24 protein-coding genes, 1 tRNA gene and 2 pseudogenes are annotated in these 25,805 nt (G+C 71.5%); 9 read left to right on the forward strand and 18 right to left on the reverse strand.

Annotated elements, in window-relative coordinates; genetic code table 11:
* Positions 1-16 precede the first annotated feature (16 nt).
* The 3 genes from ACFVGS_RS18965 to betA form a co-directional block, all read right to left on the reverse strand.
* Positions 17-1,486, reverse strand: a complete 1,470-nt coding sequence (locus ACFVGS_RS18965; RefSeq protein ID WP_385693089.1) for an aldehyde dehydrogenase family protein — start codon at positions 1,484-1,486, stop codon at positions 17-19.
* Positions 1,487-1,814: 328 nt separating this feature from the next.
* The gene (locus ACFVGS_RS18970) at positions 1,815-2,651 is read right to left on the reverse strand and encodes a 5,10-methylenetetrahydrofolate reductase (protein WP_385693090.1); all 837 of its coding nucleotides are present in this window, start codon (positions 2,649-2,651) and stop codon (positions 1,815-1,817) included.
* A gap of 3 nt (positions 2,652-2,654) precedes the next feature.
* Entirely contained in the window at positions 2,655-4,325 is a 1,671-nt protein-coding gene (betA, locus tag ACFVGS_RS18975; protein ID WP_385693091.1) for a choline dehydrogenase, read from the reverse strand.
* Between the two features lie 151 nt (positions 4,326-4,476).
* On the opposite strand from betA, the gene ACFVGS_RS18980 reads away from it, so the two are divergent.
* A complete protein-coding gene (locus ACFVGS_RS18980; RefSeq protein WP_052499527.1) occupies positions 4,477-5,274 on the forward strand; it encodes an IclR family transcriptional regulator in 798 nt (265 codons plus the stop codon).
* A 1-nt stretch (position 5,275) separates the two neighbouring features.
* Here the strand turns inward: ACFVGS_RS18980 and ACFVGS_RS18985 are convergent, their stop codons facing one another.
* The 3 genes from ACFVGS_RS18985 to ACFVGS_RS18995 are packed head-to-tail and all read right to left on the reverse strand — an operon-like array spanning position 5,276 to position 7,958.
* Positions 5,276-6,406, reverse strand: coding sequence for an aromatic ring-hydroxylating dioxygenase subunit alpha (locus tag ACFVGS_RS18985; protein ID WP_384411128.1), 1,131 nt, complete (start codon positions 6,404-6,406; stop codon positions 5,276-5,278).
* A gap of 35 nt (positions 6,407-6,441) precedes the next feature.
* Positions 6,442-7,596 carry an NAD(P)/FAD-dependent oxidoreductase gene (locus ACFVGS_RS18990; RefSeq protein ID WP_384411125.1) on the reverse strand — a complete coding sequence of 385 codons (1,155 nt, stop codon included), beginning with the start codon at positions 7,594-7,596 and terminating at the stop codon, positions 6,442-6,444.
* A complete protein-coding gene (locus ACFVGS_RS18995) occupies positions 7,593-7,958 on the reverse strand; it encodes a bifunctional 3-phenylpropionate/cinnamic acid dioxygenase ferredoxin subunit (RefSeq protein WP_384411122.1) in 366 nt (121 codons plus the stop codon). The genes ACFVGS_RS18990 and ACFVGS_RS18995 overlap by 4 nt, the downstream gene beginning before the upstream one ends.
* 265 nt (positions 7,959-8,223) lie before the next feature.
* On the opposite strand from ACFVGS_RS18995, the gene ACFVGS_RS19000 reads away from it, so the two are divergent.
* Positions 8,224-9,321: a haloacid dehalogenase-like hydrolase gene (locus ACFVGS_RS19000; protein WP_384411119.1), complete on the forward strand. Its 1,098-nt coding sequence runs from the start codon at positions 8,224-8,226 to the stop codon at positions 9,319-9,321.
* Between the two features lie 98 nt (positions 9,322-9,419).
* Here the strand turns inward: ACFVGS_RS19000 and ACFVGS_RS19005 are convergent, their stop codons facing one another.
* Positions 9,420-10,049, reverse strand: coding sequence for an MBL fold metallo-hydrolase (locus ACFVGS_RS19005; RefSeq protein ID WP_385693092.1), 630 nt, complete (start codon positions 10,047-10,049; stop codon positions 9,420-9,422).
* Positions 10,049-11,137 (reverse strand): S-(hydroxymethyl)mycothiol dehydrogenase, encoded by a 1,089-nt coding sequence (locus ACFVGS_RS19010; protein WP_385693093.1) that lies wholly within the window; start codon positions 11,135-11,137, stop codon positions 10,049-10,051. The genes ACFVGS_RS19005 and ACFVGS_RS19010 overlap by 1 nt, the downstream gene beginning before the upstream one ends.
* A 361-nt stretch (positions 11,138-11,498) precedes the next feature.
* On the opposite strand from ACFVGS_RS19010, the pseudogene ACFVGS_RS19015 reads away from it, so the two are divergent.
* Positions 11,499-11,606 (forward strand): annotated as a pseudogene (locus ACFVGS_RS19015) (IS5/IS1182 family transposase); the annotation flags it as partial.
* Between the two features lie 1,340 nt (positions 11,607-12,946).
* On the opposite strand, the gene ACFVGS_RS19020 reads toward ACFVGS_RS19015, so the two are convergent.
* A complete protein-coding gene (locus ACFVGS_RS19020) occupies positions 12,947-13,309 on the reverse strand; it encodes a DUF5335 family protein (protein WP_385693094.1) in 363 nt (120 codons plus the stop codon).
* Between the two features lie 729 nt (positions 13,310-14,038).
* Here ACFVGS_RS19020 and ACFVGS_RS19025 point away from each other — a divergent pair.
* Complete coding sequence (locus ACFVGS_RS19025; RefSeq protein WP_385693095.1) at positions 14,039-14,410, forward strand: J domain-containing protein; 372 nt, start codon at positions 14,039-14,041, stop codon at positions 14,408-14,410.
* A 53-nt stretch (positions 14,411-14,463) separates the two neighbouring features.
* Here the strand turns inward: ACFVGS_RS19025 and ACFVGS_RS19030 are convergent, their stop codons facing one another.
* Positions 14,464-14,868 (reverse strand): ChaB family protein, encoded by a 405-nt coding sequence (locus ACFVGS_RS19030; RefSeq protein WP_385693096.1) that lies wholly within the window; start codon positions 14,866-14,868, stop codon positions 14,464-14,466.
* A gap of 346 nt (positions 14,869-15,214) precedes the next feature.
* Positions 15,215-15,288, reverse strand: a tRNA-Pro gene (locus tag ACFVGS_RS19035).
* 117 nt (positions 15,289-15,405) lie between these two features.
* On the opposite strand from ACFVGS_RS19035, the gene ACFVGS_RS19040 reads away from it, so the two are divergent.
* Complete coding sequence (locus tag ACFVGS_RS19040) at positions 15,406-15,933, forward strand: DUF309 domain-containing protein (RefSeq protein ID WP_385693097.1); 528 nt, start codon at positions 15,406-15,408, stop codon at positions 15,931-15,933.
* Here the strand turns inward: ACFVGS_RS19040 and ACFVGS_RS19045 are convergent.
* From ACFVGS_RS19045 to ACFVGS_RS19055, 3 genes are all read right to left on the reverse strand, one after another.
* Positions 15,923-17,452 carry a cytochrome P450 gene (locus ACFVGS_RS19045; protein WP_384411097.1) on the reverse strand — a complete coding sequence of 510 codons (1,530 nt, stop codon included), beginning with the start codon at positions 17,450-17,452 and terminating at the stop codon, positions 15,923-15,925. The genes ACFVGS_RS19040 and ACFVGS_RS19045 overlap by 11 nt on opposite strands.
* Positions 17,453-17,846: 394 nt before the next feature.
* On the reverse strand, positions 17,847-18,218 hold the full coding sequence (locus tag ACFVGS_RS19050; RefSeq protein WP_385693098.1) for a DUF488 domain-containing protein: 372 nt from the start codon (positions 18,216-18,218) through the stop codon (positions 17,847-17,849).
* A 29-nt stretch (positions 18,219-18,247) separates the two neighbouring features.
* Positions 18,248-18,865, reverse strand: coding sequence for a TetR/AcrR family transcriptional regulator C-terminal ligand-binding domain-containing protein (locus ACFVGS_RS19055; RefSeq protein ID WP_385693099.1), 618 nt, complete (start codon positions 18,863-18,865; stop codon positions 18,248-18,250).
* 180 nt (positions 18,866-19,045) lie between these two features.
* On the opposite strand from ACFVGS_RS19055, the gene ACFVGS_RS19060 reads away from it, so the two are divergent.
* Both ACFVGS_RS19060 and ACFVGS_RS19065 read left to right on the forward strand, forming a co-directional pair.
* A complete protein-coding gene (locus ACFVGS_RS19060) occupies positions 19,046-20,005 on the forward strand; it encodes a phosphatase PAP2 family protein (RefSeq protein ID WP_385693100.1) in 960 nt (319 codons plus the stop codon).
* Entirely contained in the window at positions 20,002-21,213 is a 1,212-nt protein-coding gene (locus ACFVGS_RS19065; RefSeq protein WP_385693101.1) for a DMT family transporter, read from the forward strand. The genes ACFVGS_RS19060 and ACFVGS_RS19065 overlap by 4 nt, the downstream gene beginning before the upstream one ends.
* Positions 21,214-21,273: 60 nt before the next feature.
* Here the strand turns inward: ACFVGS_RS19065 and ACFVGS_RS19070 are convergent, their stop codons facing one another.
* Positions 21,274-22,365, reverse strand: a complete 1,092-nt coding sequence (locus ACFVGS_RS19070; RefSeq protein ID WP_384411082.1) for a hypothetical protein — start codon at positions 22,363-22,365, stop codon at positions 21,274-21,276.
* Positions 22,366-22,453: 88 nt separating this feature from the next.
* The gene (locus ACFVGS_RS19075) at positions 22,454-23,158 is read right to left on the reverse strand and encodes a DUF4188 domain-containing protein (protein WP_385693102.1); all 705 of its coding nucleotides are present in this window, start codon (positions 23,156-23,158) and stop codon (positions 22,454-22,456) included.
* A gap of 157 nt (positions 23,159-23,315) precedes the next feature.
* Here ACFVGS_RS19075 and ACFVGS_RS19080 point away from each other — a divergent pair, with 157 nt between their 5' ends.
* The gene (locus ACFVGS_RS19080) at positions 23,316-23,999 is read left to right on the forward strand and encodes a MerR family transcriptional regulator (protein WP_384411076.1); all 684 of its coding nucleotides are present in this window, start codon (positions 23,316-23,318) and stop codon (positions 23,997-23,999) included.
* A 94-nt stretch (positions 24,000-24,093) separates the two neighbouring features.
* Here the strand turns inward: ACFVGS_RS19080 and ACFVGS_RS19085 are convergent.
* Both ACFVGS_RS19085 and ACFVGS_RS19090 read right to left on the reverse strand, forming a co-directional pair.
* A pseudogene (locus tag ACFVGS_RS19085) lies at positions 24,094-24,294 on the reverse strand (IS5/IS1182 family transposase); the annotation flags it as partial.
* 113 nt (positions 24,295-24,407) lie between these two features.
* Positions 24,408-25,142, reverse strand: a complete 735-nt coding sequence (locus tag ACFVGS_RS19090) for a class I SAM-dependent methyltransferase (RefSeq protein ID WP_385693103.1) — start codon at positions 25,140-25,142, stop codon at positions 24,408-24,410.
* A gap of 238 nt (positions 25,143-25,380) precedes the next feature.
* On the opposite strand from ACFVGS_RS19090, the gene ACFVGS_RS19095 reads away from it, so the two are divergent.
* Positions 25,381-25,764: a VOC family protein gene (locus ACFVGS_RS19095; protein ID WP_384411072.1), complete on the forward strand. Its 384-nt coding sequence runs from the start codon at positions 25,381-25,383 to the stop codon at positions 25,762-25,764.
* Positions 25,765-25,805: the final 41 nt, after the last annotated feature.

The raw sequence follows: 25,805 nt of genomic DNA on the forward strand, positions 1-25,805 counted from the left end.
GACCTCTCTTCGGCATTCAGCCGCGGAACCAGTGCTGCGGCCGGGGTTGGATGTTCTGCCAGATGTGTTTGGGCTCTCGGTACTCGTCCAGGCCGGTCGGTCCCAGCTCCCGGCCCACGCCCGAGTGCCCGAAGCCTCCCCATTCCGCTTGCGGCACGTAGGGGTGGTAGTCGTTGATCCACACCGTGCCGTGGCGCAGCCGCCGGGCGACCCGCTGGGCCTTGCCGGCGTCCTGCGTCCACACGGCTCCGGCGAGCCCGTACTCGGTGTCGTTGGCGATGCGTACGGCGTCGTCCTCGTCGGTGAAGCGCTCGACGGTGAGCACGGGCCCGAAGGACTCCTCGTGCACGACGCGCATGTCCTGCCGGCACTCGTCGAGGACGGTCGGCGGGTAGTAGAAGCCGCCTCCGAGGGCCGGGTCGTCGGGCCTTTCACCGCCGCAGCGCAGTACGGCGCCCTCGGCGAGGCCTGCCGCGACGTACGCCTCGACCTTCTCCCGGTGCCGCGCGGAGATCAGCGCTCCGGTCTCGGCCTCGGGGTCGAAGGGCCCGCCGAGGCGGATCCGCCGGGCGCGGCGGACGACCTCGTCGACGAACCGGTCGTGCAGCGAGTCCTCGACGATCAGCCGGGCGCCGGCCGAGCAGACCTGCCCGGAATGCAGGAAGACGGCCGTGAGAGCGAAGTCCACGGCCGTCTCGAAGTCGGCGTCGGCGAAGACCACGTTGGGGTTCTTGCCGCCGAGCTCCAGCGCCACCTTCTTCACGGTCGCCGCGGCGGCGGCCATGATCCGCTTGCCGGTTTCCAGGCCGCCCGTGAAGGAGACCATGTCGACGGCGGGGTCCTCGGAGAGCGGGGCGCCCGCCTCGGGCCCGGCGCCCAGGACGAGGTTGGCGGCGCCGGCCGGGAGCCCGGCCTCCTCCAGCGCCTTCATCAGCAGGATCGAGGTGGAGGGGGTGAGTTCACTGGGCTTGAGGACGATCGTGTTGCCGGCGAGGAGGGCCGGGGCGACCTTCCAGCTCGCCTGCAGCAGCGGGTAGTTCCAGGGGGTGATCAGCCCGCACACGCCGATCGGCTCGTAGACGACGCGACTTATGGCATCGTCGCGGCCGGTGTCGATCACACGTCCGGCGTCGGTGCCGCCGATCCCGCCGTAGTAGCGGAAGCAGGAGACGACGTCGGCGATGTCGTACTCGCTCTCCACCAGCCGCTTGCCGGTGTCCAGCGACTCGGCGCGGGCGAACTCCTTGGCGTCGCGCTCGATGAGGTCGGCGGTGCGCAGCAGCAGCGCTCCGCGCTCCCGCTCGGAGGTGCGCGGCCAGGGGCCCTCGTCGAAGGCCCGGCGGGCCGCGGCGATCGCCGCCTCGGTGTCGGGGCGCGTCCCCTCCGAGACGGTCGCGGTGAGCGAGCCGTCAGCGGGACAGCGGATTTCCCGGCACCCACCGGCCACCGGATCCCGCCATTCCCCAGCCACATACAGGTCTGCCACGCGCCAAGCCCTTCAGCCGAAATGCGTTGCGCATCATGCATTCAATTGCTTGTGGTGGAACACCTTGGCGAACCGGCAGACCTGCGTCAAGAGGTCGGCGCATGACGACTTCCCCGAGCCGGCGCGTGCACAACCACCTTGACCGTCAAGGGAGTCCGACCCTGACATGAATGCGAAAACCCCGCGTTACCGATTCGGTCCCGTCGCCGACCGCCTACCGCTTCGAGATCCCCGCGATGACCGCACGGTGGTCTTCCGCTGAGCGGTACGGCGTGAGGGGGCGGGGCCGGTCCTCCAGCGCCGCCCCCTCGCGCGTACGACGCCGCGTTCAGCTTGCGAGCCGGTCGATCACGGCACGGCGCCACCGTTCCGTCTCCGCGATCTGGTTGAACGTGAACAGGTGCAGCCCGGCCACCCCCGCCGACGGCGCCGTGAGCGCCTTCTCGCCGCGCGCCAGCAGCCTGTCGGGCGAGTACCCGCCGGGCGTCGCGAACCGCAGGAACCACGAGGCGTGCCGGGTCAGGAAGCGCGTCGACTCGCCCACGCCGATCCTCGTCGCCATCGCCAGCAGCTTCGCCCGCTGCACGGGCCCCGCGACGCCCAGGTGGACGGGCAGGGTGACGCCCCGGCGCCGTATACGGGCGATCCACTCCCCCAGCACCCGCGGGTCGAAGCAGAGGTTGCTCACGATGTACGTGGCGTGCTCGCGCTTGTCCCACATGGCCTGGACGGTGACGTCGTCGTGGATGAGCGGATGGCTCTCGGGATAACCGGTGACGCCGACGCGGGCGAAGGGCCGGCCCAGCTCGCTCAGCCTGCGCAGCACCGGCAGCGCCCCGTCGTAGGCCCCGGCCGGCGGATCGGCGTCGCCCGCGGGGACGAAGACGTCGTCCACCCCCGCCTCGCGCAGCCGGTCGACGACGTCCTTCAGGTGCGCCTCGTCCCGCAGCAGCCGCGCGGGCACGTGCGGGACGACGCGGTAGCCGTTCACGGCGAGCCGGCCGGCGAGGTCGAGGGTCGGCTCCAAGCCCTTGACCGGTGACGCCGTCACGGTGACGACGACGTCGCGCGGGACGTGGGCGAGGACCTTGTCCTCGGTCGTCTTCGCGGGCAGCACCTCGTAGCGGACGCTGTCGAGCAGCCTTCCCAGTCCGGCGGCGGCCAAGGTCTACCCGACCTGCTTCCGGGCGTCACGGAGGCGGTAGTACGCGGCCTTCGACGGCGCCTGCGGTTCCTTGCCGAGGATCAGGTCGGCGGCCTTCTCTGCGATCATCATCACCGGTGCGTAGATGTTGCCGTTGGTGACGTACGGCATCACCGACGCGTCGACCACGCGGATGCCCTCCAGGCCGTGCACGCGCATGCTGGTGGGGTCGACGACGGACATCTCGTCGGTGCCCATCTTGCAGGTGCAGGACGGGTGCAGGGCGGTCTCGCCCTCCTTGGCGACCCAGGCGAGGATCTCCTCGTCCGTCTCGACCTCCGGGCCGGGCGAGATCTCCCCGTCGTTGTACGGGGACATCGCCGGCTGGCCGAGGATCCTGCGGGAGACGCGGATGGCCTCGACCCACTCCCGGCGGTCCTTCTCGGTGGAGAGGTAGTTGAAGCGCAGCGCCGGGTGCTCCCGCGGGTCCTTGCTCTTGATCTTCACGGAGCCGATGGCGTCGGAGTACATGGGGCCCACGTGCACCTGGTAGCCGTGGCCGCCGGCCGGCGAGGAGCCGTCGTAGCGGACCGCGACGGGCAGGAAGTGGAACATCAGGTTCGGGTAGTCCACGTCCTCGTTGCTGCGGGCGAAGCCGCCGCCCTCGAAGTGGTTGGTGGCGGCCGGGCCCTTGCGGAACAGCCACTGCAGGCCGATGAAGGGGGCCCGCCACTTCGCCATGTACGGCTGCATGGAGACCGGCTGCTTGCAGGCGTACTGGACGTAGACCTCGAGGTGGTCCTGCATGTTCTCGCCGACGCCCGGCAGGTCGTGGACGACGTCGATACCCAGGGCGCTCAGCTCCTCCGCGTTGCCGACACCGGAGAGCTGGAGCAACTGCGGGGAGTTGATCGCGCCGCCGCACAGGATGACCTCCTTGGCGCGGACCCGCTGGAGGGCGCCCTTGCCGCGCTGGTACTCGACGCCGACGGCCTTCTTGCCCTCGAAGAGCACGCGGGTCACGAGCGAGCGGGTCCTGACGGTGAGGTTGGGCCGCTTCCTGACCGGCTTGAGGTACGCCTTGGAGGCCGACAGGCGGCGGCCGCGGTGGACGTTGCGGTCGAACTTGGCGAAGCCTTCCTGCCGGTACCCGTTGACGTCGTCGGTGGGGGCGTAGCCCGCCTCCTGGGTGGCCTTGAAGAAGGCGTCGAAGAGCGGGTTGGTCGCGGGACCGCGTTCGAGGACGAGAGGGCCGTCGTGACCGCGGAACTCGTCGTCCGGGTCGGCGGCGAGACAGTTCTCCATGCGCCGGAAGTACGGCAGGCAGTGGGCGTAGTCCCAGGTCTCCATGCCGGGGTCGGCGGCCCAGCGCTCGTAGTCCATGGGGTTGCCGCGCTGGAAGATCATGCCGTTGATGCTGCTGGAGCCGCCGAGCACCTTGCCGCGCGCGTGGTAGATGCGCCGGCCGCCCATGTGGGGCTCGGGCTCGGACTCGTACTTCCAGTCGTAGAGGCGGTTGCCGATCGGGTAGGTCAGCGCCGCGGGCATGTGGATGAAGACATCCCACGGGTAGTCGGAGCGGCCGGCCTCAAGGACCAGCACTCGGTTCGCCGGGTCCGCGGAGAGCCTGTTCGCCAGTGCGCTGCCGGCCGATCCGCCGCCGACAATGACGAAGTCGTATTGCAGGGGAGCCATAGTGCCTCGTCTCGCTCGCGCCGTAGATATGCGGGGCATGCTAATCCGGTATCGCAGTGCGCACCAGGTTGCGAACAGCGCAACCTGTGGGCCTTTTTGTCCGGGCTTCCACGCTTGCGACGACGTTGTTTACCGCGCGTATAGTTTCGCCATGAGCAACCACAGCCAAGACAGCGAAGCGTCGAACTCGCCGGCCGGAGGAGTGCAGTCGGTCGACCGCGCCATCAGCGTCCTCGAGATCCTGGCCCAGCGCGGCGAGGCGGGCGTCAGCGAGGTGGCCGCCGAGATCGACGTCCACAAGTCCACCGCTTTCCGCCTGCTCGGCGCCCTGGAGGCACGCGGACTGGTGGAGCAGGCGGGCGACCGGGGCAAATACCGGCTCGGCTTCGGGATCGTCCGTCTGGCCGGTGCGGTCACCGGACGCATCGACATCACCCAGCAGGGCCGCCCGGTCTGCGAGCGTCTCGCCGAGGAGATCGGCGAGACGGTCAACATCGCCGTCATGCAGGAGCACTACGCGATCAACCTCTGCCAGGTACGCGGCCCCGGAGCCGTCACCGCGCACAACTGGGTCGGCCAGCTGACCCCGTTGCACGCCACCTCCAGCGGCAAGATCCTGCTGGCCCACCTGCCCGCCGAGGAGCGGGCCGCGCTGCTGGCCGAGGCGGGACTGAAGAAGTCCACTCCGCACACCCTCACCTCGAGGACGAAGCTGGAGAAGAACCTCGCCGAGGCCCGCGAGCGCGGCTACGCGTGGACCCTGGAGGAGCTGGAGATCGGCCTGCACGCGATGGCCGCCCCGATCCGCGGCCGCGACGGCACGGTCATCGCCGCGCTCAGCGCCTCCGGGCCCTCGTACCGCTTCACCGAGGAGCGCCTGCACGAGCTCTCCCCGGTGCTGCTCAAGGGTGCTGAGGAGATCAGTCACCGGATGGGCTACATGGGCTGAGTCACCCCTGCGGGTTGCCCAGGCGCTCGTTCACCCAGTCGTGGAAGGCCCCGATGTGGTGCTCGCTGGGCACCAGCACGCCACCCTTGGCGTACATGCGGGAGCTCATGCCGGGCTGCGTGCGCTCGCATGCGTCGAAGTCCTGGCGGTTGACCCGGTCGAAGAGCTCCACGGAACGGCTGATGTCCTTGCCGCTCTCGACGACGTGCGGGAGATAGAGCCAGTCGCACTCCACGATCGTGCGGTCGGCGGCCACCGGGTACATCCGGTGGAAGATGACGTGGTCGGGGACGAGGTTGATGAAGACCTGCGGCTTGACGGTGATCGCGTAGTAGCGGCGGTCCTGTTCCTCGCTCACCCCGGGGATGCGGTCGAGACCCTCGGAGCCGTCGACGGTGAAGCCCTGGATCTCCTCGCCGAACTCGGCGCCGTGGCCGACGTAGTACTGGGCCGCGTAGCCGTCCGCGAACTCGGGCAGCACCTCGGTGAGTTCGGGGTGGATGGTGGCGCAGTGGTAGCACTCCATGAAGTTCTCGACGATGAGCTTCCAGTTGGCCTTGACGTCGTAGACGATCCGCCTGCCGACCGAGAGGTTCTCGACGCCGTAGCGCTCGATCGACTCCGGGTCGCCGAGGCGGGTGACGGCCGCGCCGATGACGTCCTCCTCGAAGGAGGGCGGGTTCTCCGCCAGGCAGACCCAGACGTATCCGAGCCATTCACGGACGGCCACGCTCACCAGGCCGTACTCGGTGCGTCCGACGTCGGGCATCCTGGTGAGGTTGGGCGCGGCGACGAGCTTGCCGTTCAGGTCGTACGTCCAGGCGTGGTACGGGCATTGGAAGGCCCGCTTGACCTCGCCGGTCTCCTCGGTGCAGAGCTTGGCTCCGCGATGCCGGCACACATTGAAGTAGGCACGGACGGAGTTGTCCCTCGCGCGGGTGACGAGGATGCTCTCACGGCCCACGTCGACGGTGCGGAAGGCGCCGGGCTTCGCCAGTTCCGAGGCGCGCGCGACACAGAACCACATGGTCTCGAATATGCGCTCCTGCTCCTGGGCGAAGATCGCCGGATCCGTGTAGGAGGAGCCGGGGAGGGTGGCGATCAGGCTGTCCGGCAGGCCGGTCGAAGTCACGGTGCACTCCTCGGGAAACGTCGTAGAGGGGTCGTTCACGCGGTGAACTGCTTGCGCCAGCGGGTGAAAAGCCGCGGCTGGTTCATCCCGAGCACGGCGACTGGCGTGCCGGCCCGCCGGTAGACGGCGAGGAAGCTGCGCTCGTCGGTGGCGCCTTCCTCGACCGTGACGCTGTCGGCTCCGGCGGCGTGGCCGACGAACTGGATCTTCACGCCGTACTGGTCGGACCAGAAGTACGGTGGCCGGGGCACGCCCGGTTCCGCCGCACCGTGCGCGAGCAGCGTGGCCACGGCGGCGGCGGGCCGTTCCAGCGCGCCGGTCCAGTGCTCGACCCTGCGGTGGCTTCCGGTGTACGGGTCGTACCAGTTGGCGCAGTCGCCGACGGCGACCACCCCGGCCAGGCTGGTGCGGCCGTCGGCGCCGCACGTCACGCCGTCGTCGAGCGCGACGCCGGAACCTTCCAGCCACTCGACGCACGGGCGGGCGCCCACGCCGACGACGACGGTGTCCGCGGGCACGCTGCGGCCGTCCTCCAGCAGGACGGCGTCCACCCGGCGCTCCCCGCTCAGCCCCTTGACGCCCACGCCGCACAGCAACCGTACGCCGTGGTCGGCGTGCAGCGCGGAGACGACGCCACCCATGGTCTCGCCGAGCGGACCGGCCAGCGGGGTGGGGGCCGCCTCGATCACGGTGACGTCGAGGCCGAGGGCGTACGCGGTGGAGGCGACCTCGGCGCCGATGAAGCCGCCGCCGATCACCACCAGCCGTCCGCCGCAGGCCAGTTCGTCCCGCAGGGCGCGGGCGTCGTCCAGGGTGCGCAGCGTGTGGACCCCGGTGAGGCCCGCGGTCCCGGGGAGCATGCGCGCCGCCGCTCCGGTGGCGATGACGATGCCGTCGGCCCGGATGGTACGGCCGTCCGTGAGTCGCACCGACCGGTCGGCGCGGTCGAGCCCGGTGGCCCGGACGCCCAGCAGCCATTCGGCTCCGAGATCCTCTCCGTCCGCCTCAAGGGCGAGGTCGGCCTCGCCGATGCGGCCGGCGAGGAACTCCTTCGACAGCGGCGGCCGGTCGTACGGGCGGTGCGGTTCGTCCCCGACGAGGACCAGCCGCCCGTCGTAGCCCTGCTTCCGCAGCGCTCGCGCGGCCGACAGCCCGGCCAGGGAGGCGCCCACGACGGCCACGGTCCTCACGCCGGGCCTCCGGCGCCGAGCCGGGCCGCGACACAGGGGGGCAGATTGGGCGCGGCCTCGGAGGGCCGCACATAGATCATGCCGTCGTCGACGACCACCTGATGGGTCCGGACGGGCAGTTTGGCCGGCGGAGCGTCGACCGCCCCGGTCCGCAGGTCGAACGTGGAGGCGTGCAGCGGACATTCGACCTCGCACCCTTCCAGCCAGCCGTCCGCGAGCGAGGCGTCCTGGTGGGTGCAAGTGTCGTCGATGGCGAGGATCTCGCCATCCTCGGTGTGGAACACCGCGACAGGCGGCTCGATGTCGAGCCGATAAGCCTCGCCGCGCGGCAGATCCGCGAGTCGGCACACGGGAATCATCATGACACCTCGGTCGCGTGCGTAGCATATAGCGAAACTGATTGCGTTTTACGCAACTCAGTCTGGAGGTGGCCCCATACCTTGTCAAGGAGTCGGCCGCGGCAGCGGGGCAGGCGAAGAAGGCGGTCGCGAGCCTTGACGCGACAAGCCCGCCACCACTTCACTCTGGGGACCAAAGAGTGCACTGCGTTGCGTATCGCACAACTCACCTCCTCCCGACTCCCGGAGCCGATGCCGCATGCGCGTACCCGCTCGTCCCCTTCTCGCCGTGACCGCGGCCGTCCTGTCGCTGGTCCTCACCGGCGCCACGGCCACCGCCGCCCGCACCACCGCGGTCCCACCCGGCACGGCCGCGGCCGCCAGCTCCGGCCGGCCCACCGTCGAGCTGGCCAACTGGCCCCAGGCCCAGGGCGACCAGCTCGAAAAGCTCATAGGCAGGTTCGAAGGCCAGGGCCGCTACGCCGTCTTCGACGCCGACAACACCATCTGGCGGTACGACCTCGAGGAGTCGCTGCTGCCCTTCCTCGAAATGAAGGGCGTGCTCACCCCGGACACCATCGACCCCTCACTGCGCCTCGTATCCTTCCGGGCGGGCGAGAGCCTCTACGGCTACTACAACCGGCTCTGCGAGATCGACGACAAGGTCTGCTACCCGTGGATCGCCCAGGTGTTCTCGGGCCTGACGCTCGGCGAGCTGAAGCGGTACGTCGACGAGCTGTACGCCTACGGCAAGCCGATCCCGGTCAGCTACGACGACGCCGGCAAGACGGTGCACAGCACCGTGAACCCGCCGCACATCTACCCGGGACAGCGCGAGCTGATCCGCAGCCTTCAGGAACACGGCATCCACGTCTACGTGATGACCGCCGCCCACGAGGAACTCGTGCGCATGGTCGTGTCGGACCCCAGGTACGGCCTCGGCGTCCCGCCGGAAAACGTCATCGGCGTCACGACGCTGCTCAAGGACCCTGAGACCGGCCGCCTCACCACCGCGCGCAAGCAGATCGAGCAGGGCGCGTTCGGCGCGGAGTACGGCACCGAGCGCTACCAGCGGCAGGTCGTCACGTCCTATCTGTGGACCCCCGGAACCTGGTACGTCGGAAAGCTCGCCGGCATCCAGGACTACATCGCGGAGTACGAACGGCCGGTCCTCGTCGCCGGCGACGCCCCCAGCGACTGGTGGATGCTCTTCTACTCCGACGTCAGGGCGGGCGGCGCCCGCGTGTGGGTCAACCGCAAGCAGGCGTACACCGACCGACTGGAGGCGGAGAAGGAGAAACGGTCCGCCGAGCAGAAGGCGGCGGGCGAGACCGTCGACGCGGGCCGGAAGTGGGTGACGGTCAAGCCGGCGGAGATCGGCGGCTGACGGGCGAGGCAGACGGAGGGGGTGGGGAGCCGCGGCTCTCCACCCCCTCCGCCCGGGGGTCCCTAGGGCCTGTCCGGCCCTGATCCGCCGGACAGGCCCTAGTGGCCGCGCGCGATCCACTCGTCCAGGTGGGGTGCCTCGGCGCCGATCGTCGTCGGGTCGCCGTGCCCCGTACGCACCACCGTCGCCGCCGGCAGGCTCAGCAGACGGTCCCGGATGGAGTCGATGATCGTCGGGAAGTGGGAGAACGACCGGCCGGTCGCGCCGGGTCCCCCGGCGAACAGCGTGTCCCCGGAGAAGACCGTGTCCAGCCCCGGCGCGTACAGGCAGACCGCTCCCGGTGCGTGTCCCGGTGTGTGCAGCACGGCGAGCTCGGTGCCCGCTACCGACAGCACCTGGCCGTCGGCCAGTTCGCCGTCCGGCGACCGCTCGGGGTGGGTCTGCTTCCACAGCGGCAGATCGTCCGGATGGAGCAGGATCGGCGCGCCGGTCCGGTCGGCGAGTTCGGGGGCGGCGTCGATGTGGTCGTTGTGCGCGTGGGTGCACACGATCGCACGCAGGGCGCGTCCACCGAGGGCCCGGACGATCGCCTCGGCGTCGTGCGCCGCGTCGATGACGATCGCCTCGGTCTCGTCGCCCACGATCCACACGTTGTTGTCGACGTCCCAGGTGCCGCCGTCCAGGGCGAACGTCCCCGAGGTGACGAGGCGTTCGGCACGGGCCGCCATCAGAGGACCACCACCGAGCGCAGCACGTCGCCGTGGTGCATCCGCTCGAAGGCCTTCTCGACCTCGTCCAGCGCGATGGTCTCCGTGACGAAGGCGTCCAGGTCGAGGCGGCCCTGGAGATGGAGGTCGACGAGCATCGGGAAGTCACGGGACGGCAGACAGTCGCCGTACCAGGAGGACTTCAGCGCGCCGCCACGGCCGAAGACGTCGATCAGCGGCAGCTCCAGCTTCATCTCCGGTGTGGGCACGCCGACCAGGACGACCGTGCCGGCGAGGTCGCGGGCGTAGAACGCCTGCTGGTACGTCTCCGGGCGGCCCACGGCTTCGATGACGACGTCGGCGCCGAAGCCGCCGGTCAGCTCGCGGATCGCCTCGACCGCGTCGGCGGTACGGGAGTTGACGGTGTGGGTGGCGCCCAGCCGGCCGGCGGTCGCCAGCTTGCGGTCGTCGATGTCGACCGCGATGACCTTCGCGGCGCCCGCCAGCTTCGCCCCGGCGACCGCCGCGGCACCGACACCACCGCAGCCGATGACGGCGACCGAGTCGCCGCGGCCGACGTTCCCGGTGTTGATCGCGGCGCCGATGCCGGCCATCACCCCGCACCCGAGCAGGCCCACGGCGGCGGCCGACGCGGCCCGGTCGACCTTCGTGCACTGCCCGGCCGCCACCAGCGTCTTCTCCGCGAACGCGCCGATACCCAGCGCCGGGGACAGCTCCTGCCCGGTCGAGGCGAGGGTCATCTTCTGCTTGGCGTTGTGGGTGTTGAAGCAGTACCAGGGCCGTCCGCGGAGACAGGCGCGGCACTGACCGCACACCGCCCGCCAGTTGAGGATGACGAAGTCACCGGGCGCCACATCGGCGACGCCCTCCCCCACCGACTCCACGACGCCCGCGGCCTCGTGACCCAGCAGGAAGGGGAAGTCGTCGTTGATGCCGCCCTCGCGATAGTGCAGGTCGGTGTGGCAGACCCCGCAGGCTTCGATCTTCACCAGCGCCTCGCCCGGGCCGGGATGCGGCACGATGATCGTCTCGAGGCTGACGGGGGCGCCCTTGCCCCGCGCGACAACAGCACGGACCTGGTGCGTCATGACCACTCCTCGGCTGGTACGAGACCTGAGCAGAAGTTGCTCATTACGACACGCATCTCACGTGCCGCAACAAAGCATCGTGGAGCGCCAACGGGAGGTCAAGGAGTCGAAACGCACCGCACCGCAGCCGAAGAAGCGGCAGGGGTGGGAGTCGCGACCCACGTGCCGTGGCCGCGGCGTACCGGGCGTGCCAGGGGTTACGTCGGCTCCAGGGAGCGAATCCGAGCGGTCCTGTCTGCGCGAGCACAAGAGCCCGATGACAACGCCACCCTGCGCAGGCTCCTCCTCATTCCGGGCGCCCGCGACCGTCCTCCAGGCCCATGAACCCCGCGCAGGGGCAACAGGGGCAGGTACGTATCAGTGGCTCCGCAGCCGTGGTATCCGCCACCGCATCGCTCGCAAAGGCGCCGAGTCCTCACAGCGGCTCGGCCGTCACCGGTGGGTGGTCGAGAGGACCGTGTCCTGGCTGGCCGTTGCCGACGGCTCCACCAGCGTGACGAGCGCAAGGCCGAAAATTGGGTGCCGTATCGGCACTGCCTGCAACGGTGTGCGTCCAGCGGGCCACGTCTTCGTCGACACCGGACACTGCGTCGTCGAGGGCGTCGCGCCCCTCGGCCTCGTGGATCAGGTCCAGGACCGACTCCACATGCCACGAGCGGGAAAGACCACCCCTGCCCCTTCGCCCCGGGCGCGGGGCGCCGGGGGCCCCTGCCGCGTCGGTGCGGCAGCGACCCCGCCCTGACCGTCCCATCGCCCACGGCCGGGTCTGCACCCCATGGCCGGCCAAGACACCGGGATCAGGATGGCGCCGGCCCGGACGTCCCGCCCCAGGGGCTCAGTCGTGCCTCGTCGTCCGCGTCCCATCCGATGTCGCGGTCGTCGTCGCGAGGTCGTTCACCGCACGTGAGTGAGGCCGGGGCTCCAGGTGCCACCAGAACCCCGGCCTGGTGTGGGGGCGTGGGGGTGAGGCCAGCCGATCGTCTGCCAGCCCCGGGCCCGCTTCACGCAGGCCGCGACCCTGCCGTCCGATACTCCGCCCCGACCACGCTGCTATCGCGCCAACTGCGCCACGCACCCTGCCACCGCGGTGACCGCGCCAAGCACTGCAACGATTACCTGTGCTCGGCTAGCCGGGTCGAGCTTCTTTCGCCGACCGGGCCCCTTGGCCCGCTTCCCCATGTGCACCACCTTCCATACAGACGGGCTTGCCCAGCCTGATGCCGGAAAGCCACGCGCCTACTGGACACCCGCGCATTGACGGCACGCCAGCGAGCGCATACCGGCGAACCCTGGCGAATAGTCGTCAGTCCCTGACCGGGAGCACCTGGAACTGAGCCGAGAGTCCGGGGCCTTGACGTGAGTGGGCAACCCAGCACATCAGCCACGTCTTTTCGCACCCTGTTCGAGCCTGGTCGGCTGGGCCGCATTCCTGTGCCGCGGGTGTCGGCCGTCCTCGTCACGACCTCTCAGCAGTGTCGCGACCGTCAGCAACCACGATCCGGTCGGATCCTGGAGTCCAGGGAAACGGCCTGGCAGCCCGAGTGCGGAGGCTTCCGACGGTGCACCCGTGACACCCGAACGGAGTGATGGGTCCTCACCGAAATTCACGGGAATGAACCTCATGCGCAACCGACTTGGTAGGCGAGCTAAACACAGTGGGATCGATGCTCCATGGCTCGACGGTCTTGAGCGCCTGCTCCCGGTCCGCCTGTGCTCCTGCACCGTCCCCACGGCGGCAGGACGCCGTGGGGCCTGCCTGCGCCCTCCGGCACGGCCCCCATGCGGGGCCGGCCGGGAAAGCGGTCGGTCTCAGGACTCCGTACCGGGCCCGACCGCGAAGAAGGTGATCAAGGTGGCGGCATCATCCCGGTCCAGGACTCGCACGGCCGGCTCAGGCACGCCCACCGTGGAGACGTCGATCTCCTTCGGGTGCTCCACCATGTGTCGCAGTACGACGGGATAGCGCGCACTGCGGCCGCCGACGGCGACGATCACCACGTCGTCCTTCGGGTCGTACGCGAGGTACGAGAAGGGCAGCCGCTCGGCTTCGTACTGGTGCCCGATGGCAGGGTCCAGCACTTCGATGCTGACCAGTTCCCCGCGGTGCGCCTCGGTGAGCTCATCGAGCGCGGTCGTCCAGCGGTCGCGATCGAGTACGCGAGTCTCGGCCATGGTCTCGATCCTCCTTCACACGCCTCTGGTGGATCACTCCTCCGCATCGTCCGTAACGCCCGTTCCCTCCAGCTGCCTGCGCCGCCGGCTGAGAGGCGTCCGCGAGGGCCCCCTCACTCCTCCCGCCTCCGGGCGGCGATCCTCCCGGGCCCGCTGGACGGCGACCTGCACAGCTTGCACGGCACCCTCCGGATCGACGGTGGAAACCGAAAGCCGGGCGAATCGGCGACCCGGAAAGAGATCCACGACAGCCACCGGCCCGGGAGCGCGAACGGCAACGAAGTCGACGCCGTCAGCATGACGCCGTGTACCCATGCAGAATCGTTCCGGCCGCCCATCGCCTCGCTCGGTGGTCACCCGCATGGCGCGCCACCCATCCGGCTCGACCCACGCCGCCTGCACATCCGCCAGGGGAACTCGGACCCCTTTTCGACGCGCCAGAAGCGCCTCACGCCATGGCAGCCGTACGACCACGTCATCGTTCTGAACCAGCAGGCGCGCCACGACCGTCAACCTCCTTCCAAAAGACCGGAGACTCATACGCACCTACACGGTCGGCGAGCACCCGACCAGGTGCTTTCCAAAGCTCACGATATTAAGGAATATCCCTTCACACCAATGACTGCTGCACGGATACCTTCGGCCTTCGGGAACCCCCTTGAAATGCGCACCCATGGGGTCCTATGAAGGTGTTATGGCACGCGGATGTCGCCGCGGGAGGTGGAAGTCGTGAAGGCGCCCCGACAGCCGGACCACTACGCGGTGCTCGGTGTCGAGCCGACGGCCTCGCTCGAGGAGATCACCAGCGCCTACCGGGCCTTGCTCCGCGCCCTGCATCCGGACGCCCACCCGGGCCGGCCGGTGAACACCGAAAGGCTGGAGTCGGTGATCGCCGCCTATGCAACGCTGCGTGACAGCCGACGACGGACGGAGCACGACGAGAGGCGCACGACTGCCGTGCCCGTACGACAGCGCTCTCCGTTCCCCGGCCCGCCCGAGCGCCCGTACGTCGTCGTCATCGGCACGCACCGGTCGGCCGCGCTTCAGCCCCGCGTCGCATGGCTGCGGGCGGGCCCCGTCATCGTGGAACCGCCTCGATAGACGACCCGAGAGTCCGTAGCCGTGGAGGACGCCCCGTCGGCTTGGGTCCTGGTCTAGCGGGAACGGGCTTGGCGTGTCCTGGAGCGGTTTTCCTTGCGTATCGCTTCCAGCAGTTCGGCCCTGCTCATCCGTGATCGTCCGTCGACGTCCAGGCGCCGGGCCAGCTCGTAGAGGTGCTGCTTGGTCGCGTTCTCGTCGACGCCCTCGCCGCTACGGGCGGGCTTGTCCCGTGAAGTGGCGGCCCGGGGGTCGGACGGGCCCTTACTGCCGTGCTCCTTGCGCTCCCAGTGGTCCGCGACCTTCTCGTACTTGTGCTTGAGCGCGCTGTAGGCGACCCGGTGTGCCCGCTCGCCCTCCCCGTACTGCTCGACAGCCGAATCATGGGCCTTGATCCACGTGCGCTGCGCCTCCTTGGGCGAACGCTCCAGTGTCGAAGGAAGCTCCTCACGTCCTGGCATGATGCCCTCCGGTGGTACGAGGTGCGCCGGCGCGTCCAGCCGACCGACCCTCCGCTCCGGCCCGTCTGCCCACCCGCGTTCCGCGCAAACCGCCCAGGTCACCCGATGCCCGGACCGAGCCCCGCTCTCATGTGCGCGGAGGCGCCGGGCCGCCGTACGCGACGTCACAACAGCCGTCGCTCCAGCGCTCGCCCCATCCCAGGACCTCTCCATAGGGCAGCGGATGGCCCGATCGTGGTCGCACGCTCACGGTCAAGACGGGTCGGTCCCCAACTGGTCCCCAAGAACGATCAAGGGGCCGTTTCAGATTGCTCTGAAACGGCCCCTGACCTGCGACTCTTTCGAGTCGGGACGACAGGATTTGAACCTGCGACCCCTTGACCCCCAGTCAAGTGCGCTACCAAGCTGCGCCACGTCCCGATGCTCGTCCGTCCCCCGGTTCGGGCCCGGCGGCGGCGTGCAAGAGAACATTACCTCACTTCACGGGGTGGATCACCACACGGGGTGTCACCGGGTGTCCGGGCGGAGAATGGGGCGATGGACAGGGACTCGGGGCGAGGACGGGGACGGGACCGGGACGCGGAGGGGCGGGCGCGGAGTGCGCGGCCCCGGGACGGGCTCGGGCGGCCGTTGACGTACGGGGCGGAGGGCGTGGCGCGGCAGCCGGAAGGGGTCGTGCGCTCTCCGGACGGAACGGTGCGGGAGGCGCAGCGTCTGCTGGACGCCGGGATGCCGTTCCATGCGCACGAGGTCTTCGAGGACGCCTGGAAGTCGGGGCCGGCCGGCGAGCGGGATCTGTGGCAGGGCCTCGCGCAGACGGCGGTGGGGCTGACGCACGCGGCGCGCGGGAACGCGGCGGGCGGGGCGCGGCTGCTGCGGCGCGGGGCCGGGCGGGTCGAGGAGTACGCGCGGGGCGGGGCGGAGACGTACGGCATCGACGTCGCCGGGGTCGTCGCCTGGGCGCGCGGGCTCGCCGCCCGTGTGGAGGCGGCAGGCGGCGCGGGCGGGGCCGGTGCCGTGGACGCGGCGGCGGAGGCGCCGCGGCTGCGCGGGCTCAGCAGGTGAGGAGGAGTTCCTCGGGCGAGCGGTGGATGAGCGTGGGCCGCATCGGTACGTGACGGCCTTCGACGAGCCGCAGCCCCGGCAGCCGCCGCGCGAACGCCGCGAGGGTCGCGCGGAGTTGGACCCGGGCCAGCTGGGAGCCGGGGCAGCCGTGCGGGCCGTGGCCGAAGGCCAGGTGGTGGCGTGCGTGCGGCCGGGTCCTGGTGATGTCGAAGACGTCGGGGTCCGGGTGGCGGGCCGGGTCGCGGTTGGCGGAGCCGTACGCGACGAAGACGGTGGCGCCGGCGGGCAGTTCGGTGCCGGCGAGGGTCACGGGGCGGGTCGTGGTGCGGCGGAAGCCCTGGACGGCGCTGTCGTAGCGGGCGGCCTCCTCGACGGCCGCCGGTATGAGGTCGGGCCGGGCGAGCAGCCGTTCCCACTGGTCGCGGTGGCGCAGCAGGTGGAGCACCGTCGTGCCGATGAGGGCGGTGGTGGTGAGATGGCCCGCGATGAGCAGGTTCTGGAGGTTGGCGACGAGTTCGCAGCGCTGGTCGTCGGTGAGCGCCCGCGGCCCGGGCCCGAGCCCCGCGTCCGGTGCCAGGGCGGCGACCATGCCGGTGATCAGGTCGTCCCTGGGCCGGGCCCGGCGGTCGCGGGCATAGCCGTCGAGCAGGTGCTGGAGGGCGAGGACGTCCTCGGCGGCGGCGATCTGCTCGGGCTCCGACAGAGGTCGGTACAGCAGCCGTTCGGCACTGTACGAGCAGTGGACGGCGGTCGGCACGTCCGCCGGGTCCAGGCCGAGCAGCCGCCCGACGACCGCACCGGGCAGCCGGCGCGCGTAGTGCGCCATGAGGTCGGCCCGGCCCTGTTCGGCGACGGCGGCCGCGAAGGCCTCGGCGAGCGTCTCCGCCTGGTCGGTGACGTACTCCGTGAGCGCGGCGACGCGGGCGGCGGACAGGCCGCTGTTGAGCGGGGCGCGGTGGCGGCGGTGGGCGGGCCCGTCGGTGGAGACGACGGTGGGCCGGGGCGCGAAGCCGGCGCCGAGCACGGCGAGGGCGGCGGGCGAGGGCCGGACGTCGGGGCGCAGGGACTGGGCCGAGGAGAAGTCCTGGGGCCGCAGCAGCACCTCGCGGATGTCGGCGTCGCGGGCGACCAGCCAGGCGTTGAGCAGCGGGACGAAGGTGAGTCCTGCGGTGCGCCTGGCCCGGTCGTAGAGGGGGTAGGGGTCGCGCTGGAACCGGTCGAGCCGGGCGTGACGCTCCCGCCGCACCTCCTCGGCGGCGTCGGCGGTCGGCTTCACGGTCACCTTCTCTGCCGCGCCCGCGGGCACCTTCGCGGCCGCCTCCGCGGTCGCGGTCACCGTCTCGGTCCCGTCCGCCGTTGCCTCCACGGTCGCCGCCTCGGCCGTGCCGGCGGGCGCCGTCTCCGCGGCTTCCGCGATTGTCTCCGCGGTCGTCGCCTCGGCCTCGTCCGCCGTCGCCTCCGGCGTCGCGACGGCGGCGGTCGTTTCCTCGGTCTGCTCGGGCCGTCGGGCCTGGTCCATGTGCGCCTCCTCGCCGGGGCGGTCGGTCCTGCGGGTCCGTTGCATCCGTACATCCGTTGCATCGGTTGCTTCGGTGGCGTCCGTCGGTGCGTGGGTCCGTGAGTCCGGGGGGCCGTCGGGGCCATGGTGCGGCGGGCGGGTGCCGGTGAACAGGGCCGGGCGAGGAGGTGGCGGGAAAGCGACGCACGGAGGCGTCCTGGGCCGTTTCTTTCGGATCAGGGCCGGATAGGCCGCGGCGGCTGGTGCATGGGGTCTCCCCAGGCCCGCCAGGGCCGAGGGGAAGCATCGCAAGGCGCCGGAGCGTCGCGATAGCGGAGCTATCGGGGCGTTTCGGCAACGCGGCGAGGTGCCGTGCCAGCCGCCGCGGACCCGGCCAAGATCCGGAAGAGACGGCCTAGCGTGCTTCCAGGAGCTCGGTGAGGACCGCGGTGTGACTGGCCGACGGGTCCTTGGCGGCGGTGAGGAGAGTGACCGGCCCTTCGGCGGCGCGTGCGCGCAGCTCGGAGAGGGCCTCGGCGGCGGCCGGTTCGGCGAGCTCGCGCTCGTAACGGCGGCGGAACTCCTCGAACTCGCCCTCGGTTCCGTGGTACCAGCGGCGCAGTTCGTTGGAGGGCGTGAGGGCCTTGGGCCAGTCGTCGATGTGCGCGTCGGCCTTGGCGATGCCGCGGGGCCAGAGTCGGTCCACGAGCACCCGCAGGCCGTCGTCGGGCTCGGGCGGCTCGTAGACGCGGCGGACGCGGAGCCGGGGCGGTGGGGTGTGGGGCATGCCTTCAGAGTGCCGGACCGGCACCGGCTTCACATCCGGGGGTCGGCCCCTTCCACCCGGAGGGCGGGCAGCAGCACCGCGTCCACGAAGGTCCGCATGGTCGCCTCGTCGGCGAACCGCTCCTCGAAGAGCCGCTCGATGCGCAGCATGCCCAGGAAGGAGGGGGCCACGAAGGCGATCGCCGGGTTGTCGGCGGCGATCTCGCCGCGCTCGACCGCCCGGCCGAGCATCGCGTCGAGGGCGGCGACCTCCGGCTCGATGACGGTCTCGCGCAGGGCCGCCCGCAGATCCGGGTGCTGGATGTACGCCTGGCTGACCGCCTCCATCAGTTCGGCGTCGCGCTCGCGCCGGGAGGCGGCGAGGCGGGCCGCCTCCCGCAGGTCGCCGACGAGCGAGCCGGTGTCGATGCCGGTGAAGACCGCGCAGCGCCGCTTGTCCAGGGCCGCGGTGACGAGCCGGGGTTTGGTCCCCCACTGGCGGTACAGCGTGGCCTTGCCGCACTTGGTGCGGGCGGCGACGCCCTCCATGGTGACGGAGTCGTAGCCGCCCTCGCGCAGCAGGCAGATGACCGCCTCGTACAGCTCGGCCTCCCGCTCGGGGGTGAGCTTGCTGCGACGGGCGGCGGCGGTCGCGGCCTGCGTGGACATCGGCTTCCTCCCGGACACCCCGTACCCCAGCGGATCTGTTTCCGCACATCCGAGGGTAGGGGGCGCGCAATCGAGACGCAAACGTATCGAGACGCTTGCGTCTCGATAGATTCGGATCTAGAGTTCCTCCGTTTGCTGTCCGCTTTGGCGGAGAATTCGACGGAAAACGAGGGCCGCGCCATGGCTGCCGGGATACGCGGGATACGAAGAACTCGTCCTGCAGGACCGGGGGCGACGGCTACCCCCGCCACCCCTGTCTCCCCCGTACGCCCGCCGCTGGTGCGAGAGCTGCTGCTCGTCACGGCGCTCTTCCTCGTCTACAAGTTCGGCCGGCTCTTCGCGAACGGCCACGAGACCCGCGCCTTCCACAACGCCGGCCGCGTGTGGGACCTCGAGCGCGCCGTACACCTGCCGGGCGAGGGCGGGGTGCAGCAGCTGCTGCTGCACGGCGACGGTCTGGTCAGGGTCGCGAACACCTACTACGCGGCCGTGCACTTCCCGGCCACCCTCGCCTTCCTCGCCTGGCTCTACTGGCGCCGCCCGGCCCACTACCTCTGGTCGCGTCGCGTGCTCGCCCTCCTCACCGCCGCCGCGCTGGCGCTGCACCTGCTGCTGCCGCTCGCACCGCCCCGGATGCTGGCCGCGAGCGGTCTGATCGACACCGCGCGGGTGTACGGGCCTTCCGTGTACGGCGCGACGCCGGAGACGGACTCGATGGCCAACCAGTTCGCCGCGATGCCCTCGCTCCACTTCGGCTGGGCCCTGATGGTGGCGATCGGGCTGATCGCCGCCTCGCGCTCGGGCGGACGGTGGCTGTGGCTCCTGCACCCGCTGCTCACCCTGTTCGTGATCGTCGGCACCGCCAACCACTACTGGTTCGACGCGCTGGCGGCCGCCGTTCTCCTGGCGCTCGCGCTGCTCGTCGTACCGGCACCGGACGACGGGTGGCGGAGACCGGAGGACGCCCGCCGACAACTGGCGCCGTCCGCTCCGTCCACCTCATCCACCTCATCCTTCTCATCCGCCCCATCCACCACCAGCCTTTCGGCCGTCCCGGCCGTCCCTGCCGTCCCTGCCGTGCCCGCCTTCCCCGCCGCGTCCCCCACGGCGGCCGCCGCGACCGCGGGAGCGTCGCGATGAGCGCCGTCGGCGGGGCCGCCGGTACCGCGGTCGCGGTGCTGCTCTCGCTCGTGTCGGCCGCCGGTTACGCGCTCGCCGCCGTCGCCCAGTCACGGCTCGCCTCGGCGTCCGCCGGCGGGCGCGGGGCGCTGCGCCGGCTGCTCGCCCGCCCGCAGTGGTGGTGGGCGGTGGGACTGAACGCCGCCGGCGCGCTCGCCCATGTCGCCGCCCTGCACTACGGGCCGCTCACTCTCGTCCAGCCGCTCGGCGCGCTGACGCTCGTGGCGGCGCTGCCGATCGGCGCGTACGGGGCGCACCGGCGGGTCAGCCGGGTCGAGTGGCGGGGCGCGCTGTGGACTCTGGCGGGTCTGGTCGGGCTCGTGGCCGTGACCGGCCCGGTCGCGCCCGACGAGGTGCTCGACCTGCGCGAGACGCTGATCGTCACGGCGGCCACGCTGCTGCTGATCGCCGTGCTCGCCTCCCGGCAGCGGAGCGGGGACCGGAAGCGGGGCCGCGGCCTCGGGCATGCGACGGCTTCGGGGGTGGCCTCGGCCGTCGGCTCGGCGCTGACGCAGACGCTGACCGTCGCGCTCGCCCGGGACCTGCCCGGCGAGTCGGCGGACGGGCTGACGGGCTGGTGGCAGACGGCGTTGCTCACCGTGCTCATCGCCGCGTTCGCGGTGGGCGGGCTGTTCCTCTCCCAGGCGGCGTACCGCGGCGGGCTCGCCGCTCCGCTCGCCGTCGTCAACCTCTCCAACCCGGCCGCCGCCGCGGTGATCGGCGTGGCCCTGCTGGGCGAGACCTTCCGCGCGGGCGTCTGGGGCTGGGCGGTCGCCGCTGTCGCGGCGCTGGTCGCGGCCCGCGGGGTGGTCCTGCTGACCACCGGCCTCGGTCCCGAACAGTCGCCCGCACCCGAGTCGCCGACCGAGCCCCTGCCCTCGCCCCCGCCTCGGTCCGCGTCTGCGCGGCCGGCCTCGCCGCTGCCTCCGCCCGGGTCCCTCCGCCCGTCCTCACCCTCGTCCCTGGCCTCTTCCCCGGCCCCGCGCCCGGCCCCGCGGCGCGGCCCGGTCCCGACACCCCGCGCGCCGAAACCGCCCGCCGAGCCGACCGCCCAGCCGACCGCCCGGCCTCTCGCCCCGCCGATCGGCACACCCCTCGACGAGCCCGCGCTCCTCGCCGTACGGGACGGCCTGCCGGCCGCCGATCCGCTGCCGGAACCCGCCCACTAGGGGCGTCCGGAAAGTCGTGTCGTCAGCCCGGCGAGCCGCCACGGGAGTTTCCGGACTCTCCTAGAAGAGCCCCTGATAGCGGGGCCGGCGGCCGCGGAGGCCGTCGAGGACGTCGCGTAGCCAGGGGTCCCGGGCCTCCGGGCGCCGGGCGAGGGTCCGTACGAAGACCGCCCCGTCGGGGCGGAAGCTCCCGTTCGGGCGCAGTGGCGGCGGCTCGTCGCGCAGGACGTCCCGGGCCAGGCGTCCGCTCGCCGGCAACGGCAGCGGCGGCGGCTCGCCGAAGGCGAGGCACAGCCACACGGCGGCGGCCAGCGGCACGACGCCCGGCCCCCGGCCGTCGCACTCCCCGGCCGGACACCACGGCTCGCCCGTCTCCGGGTGCCGCGGTACGAGGACGAGATCCGCGGACTCGTCCGGCGGGGACAGTCCGGGTCCCGCCAGGACCATCCGTTTCGCCCGTGCCCCCGGGACCCGCGGCAGCAGACCGTCCAGCGTGTGCCGGAACACCTCCGCGACCCGGCCCTCCGGCACGTCGACGGGCCGGCCCTCCGAGGCCGCGACCGCATGGGCCAGGGCCGCGCCGACCGCCGCTTCCCAGACCGGGCTCCAGCGCCCGAGCTGGTTCACGGGCGGGACGATCCGGCGCTCGGCGAGCAGCGCCTCCCACGTGAGCGGCTCCGGCGGCGGTCCGGCTGCGACCTGGCGTACCGCGCGCGGATCCAGCCACACCGCCTGCCAGAGCGAGCAGTCGTCGACGCGGGTGGCGACCAGGGCGCCGCACTCCAGGCATGCGAGGTTCGGGCCGTCGGCCCCGTTGATGCCACAGCAGGACCCTTCACCGCGCCGCTCCGGGACCAGCACCGTGCCCCACGAGTCGCCCGGGGCGATGAGCACCGCCCCGGGAGGGCCGTACGGGATTCCCCAGACCGGCGCGTACCAGCCCAGCGCCCCGGCCTCGCCTTCCGGAAGGTCCTCCCAGCGGCGCCACGGCGGACCGGACGGCAGGGGGTCGACGGCGAAGGTGCCCTCGTCCATCAGGACCGGCATCGACACGCCGTTGCCGTAGCCCTGGTGGGCGTGGTCGGGAAACTCGACCTGGCGCAGGGGGGCGGTCAGCTCCGCCTCACACCCCGCACAGACGAATGCGAACAAACGTCCTCCTGTTCGTGAACAGGCGGATCATGCCACTTCGACGACTGTGCGCCAACGTGTTTCCGGCCGTCGCCTTGGCCGGCCGCCCCTACGCGCCCTTCGGCGGGCGCGTGGCGCCGTCGCGGGCGCCGAGCTGGGCCGCGTAGACCGGCTCCGTCGAGGTCTCGTAGCCGCCCTTCTCGCGCGGGACGGCCGGTTCGATGCCGTGGACCGCACCGACGCCCGTCGGCGGCATGTCCCCGTACAGGGCCTGGTACGCGCCGGGGCGCACCGAGTAGATCTCGTGCCAGATGCCGACCGCGCCGTTGCTGCCGAAGTAGCGGCGCCAGAAGGCGGTCTGGGCCGGGTGGTGGCGGCGTCCGGTGTCGCCCGCGTACGCGCGGAGGTCGCCCGCACGTCGCCAGTACTGCACGATCGTCACCTCACCGAAGCGCGGCCCGAGGAGCATCCGGTAGCCGAGGAGGCCGCTGTTCGGATCATCGCTCAGCTCCTTGATCATGCCGGGCATCGCCATGACGACGGGCAGCCAGCCGCGCACCGAGCGCCAGCGGTTGATGCGGGCGCCGATCAGGAACACGGTGACGGGTTCGGCGTTGACCGCCATGAAGCGGCCCCGCCGCACCCGGCGTCGCTCGGCGCGACCGCCGCGACCGCCGTGCCCGGCGTCCCCGCCCCGCTGCCCCGTCGCCCCGCCGGCCTCCACGCCGGCGTCCGCCGTGCCGTACGGCTTCGCGGCGTACCACTCGGGCACCGTGAGCAGCCGCATACCGTCGCCCTGGCCGAGTCGTGCCATGGTCCGTCCCCCATCCGTCGCACCAATGGATAGCTCGACTATCCTTGGCCCGCAGAGTAGAACTCCTCGAAAGCCGTGTCGAGACGGCGGAGACGACAAACGAGAACGACGAACAAGAACGACGCACGAGAACGAGAACGGGAACGGTGGATTCCAGGTGCGCCTCTCCGAACTGAGCGCCCGCAGCGGCGTGTCGGTCGCGACGGTGAAGTACTACCTGCGCGAGGGCCTGCTCGCGCCCGGCACACCCGTCACCGCCCGGCAGTCCGACTACGGCGAGGAACACCTGCGTCGACTGCGCCTGGTACGGGCGCTGCTCACGGTCGGCGGCATGACGGTGCAGCAGGCCCGTGACGTGCTCGCGGTCGCCGACGACCCGGCGTTCGGGCGGCACGAACGGCTCGGCATCGCCACCTACATGCTGGGCCCGCGCGTCGAACCGCCGGAAGAGGGCGCACCCGAGCGGGAACTGTGGGACGAGGTCGCCGCCGAGGTGCGCGAGCTCCTGACGGAGCTCGACTGGCGCGTCTACGACGAGGCCCCCGCGCTCGCCTCGCTCGTCCGCGCGATCACCAGCGTGCGCTCGCTCGGTTACCGCGGCGAGATGGACGACATCCGGAAGTACGCGCTGGCGCTGCGCCCGATCGCCGAGGAGGAGCTCGCGGTGATCGACGACTACCCGGTCCTGGAGGAGGCCATCGAGGCGACCGTCGCCTACACGACCCTGTACGAGCCCATCCTCCTCGCCCTCCGCCGCCTCGCCCACGAGGACGTCTCGGCCCGCCTGCACGAGGCCGGCCCGGGGGGCGCGAACGAGGGCGGGCGGGCGCCGACGACGTGACCGGGCGGGCGACCGCCGACAACGCGAGCGGGCGGGCGGCCGCCGAGCGGCGTGACCTGGCAGGCCACTGCCGACGACGTGAGCGGGCGGGCCGCTAGGCCGTGTCTTTCGGATCATGTCGGGCTGACCAGATGAAGATGGCGGCAACGTGGAGCCCGGCCAGGTAGATGGTGGCGGTCTTCTCATATCGGGTGGCCAGACCACGCCACTGCTTGAGCTTGTTGATGCACCGCTCGACCGCGTTGCGCCGCTTGTACGCCTCGCGGTCGAAGGCTGGCGGACGGCCTCCCAGCCTGTCCGGCAGCAATGGCTCGATTCTCGCCCACTGGGCATCGCTCAACGACACACCGGACCAACGATTGGATGATCGGACGGAAGCGCTCTGGCCGGTCTTCCTCCTGCGAAACATCAGCGGTGGGCGATCACCAGAAGTTCACCGTCTCCCTCACCGACCGGTTCCCGGTTCCAGCCACCGTAGACGTGCCCGACCTGGAAACCCGCGGTATGCAGTGCCGCGCGGACTTCCCTCTCGGTCCGAAATCGCAAGGTCGCAGTGCTCTGCAGTTGCTGGTGGTCGGAGAAGGTGTAGTGGTGGGTGAAGGAGACCGCGCCGTCGATGACGGCGGTGACCTCGGTCCAGGCCGTGACCACAGTTCCGTCTGCCAGCTCGACCTGCCGGTGGGAGTCGACCGGGTTCCACGCCTCCCAGCGCCGGGCCGCAGGGTCTCGGGTGTCGAAGACCAGGCGCCCGCCTGGCACGAGTGCACGCCTCAGATCGGCGAGAACACGGCCGAACTCCTCATCCGTGACGAAGAACTGCGCGACATGGCTCGTCATGACCGCGGTGTCGAACGCCGCGTCGGGCAGGTCCACCGAGGTTCCCTCCACCCAGGTCACCCGCTCGGAGCCGGGTTTGGCGCGAGCCGCCTGGAGCGAGGCGCCGGCCGGGTCGACGCCGGTGACCACGTGTCCGGCCGCGGCCAGGCCCAGGGCCAGCCGCCCCGTCCCGCAGCCGAGATCGAGCACCCTCCCTCTCGGGGTCTCACCAACCACACCGAGAAAGAACTCGTCCTCACGTGTCCACGGACACTCGGCATCGTAGACAGCCACCAGCAAGGGGTCACGGAACTCGGCATGCAGCATCAGCGGAGGCTAACCAGAACTACGGGAGATCGACCACCCATTACAACGTGCCGACGTTCTGTGTCACGGTGATCCGAAAGACGCGGCCTAGCGTGACCTGGCAGGCGGCTGCGGACGGTGTGACTGTCGGGCATACCCGAGCCGCCTTCCCCTCACACCGCCCGCGCCCGTGCGAGGCGTCACCCACCCGGACGCCGCCGGCGGTCGCTCCCCGGGCGGCGTTCATAGGGTTGCGGACATGGCATGCCGCATCAGTGAGCTGGTCATCGACTGCGCCGATCCCGAACGGCTCGCCGCGTTCTGGAGCGAGGTCCTCGGCTACGTCGACCTCGGCCGGGAGGCCGACGGGAGCATCCAGATCGGGCCGCCCGGCGTGGGCTTCGGCGGCCCGCAGCCCACGCTCGTCCTCAGCCCCAGCGGCGACCCTCGGCGGGGGAAGCTGCCGCTGCACATCGACGTCAACGCCACCGACCGCGACCAGGAAGCCGAGTTGGAGCGGCTGATCGCCCTCGGCGCCAAGCCCGCCGACGTCGGCCAGACGGGCGACGAGAGCTGGCACGTCCTGGCCGATCCGGAAGGCAACGAGTTCTGCCTGCTGCGCGATCGGCTGCCGGCCCTCTGAGACGTCGGCCTCGGTCTCGGCCTCGACCTCCGCTCGACCTC

Origin of the sequence: Streptomyces sp. NPDC127114, from assembly GCF_042677525.1 — a bacterium.
GTDB lineage: Bacteria > Actinomycetota > Actinomycetes > Streptomycetales > Streptomycetaceae > Streptomyces.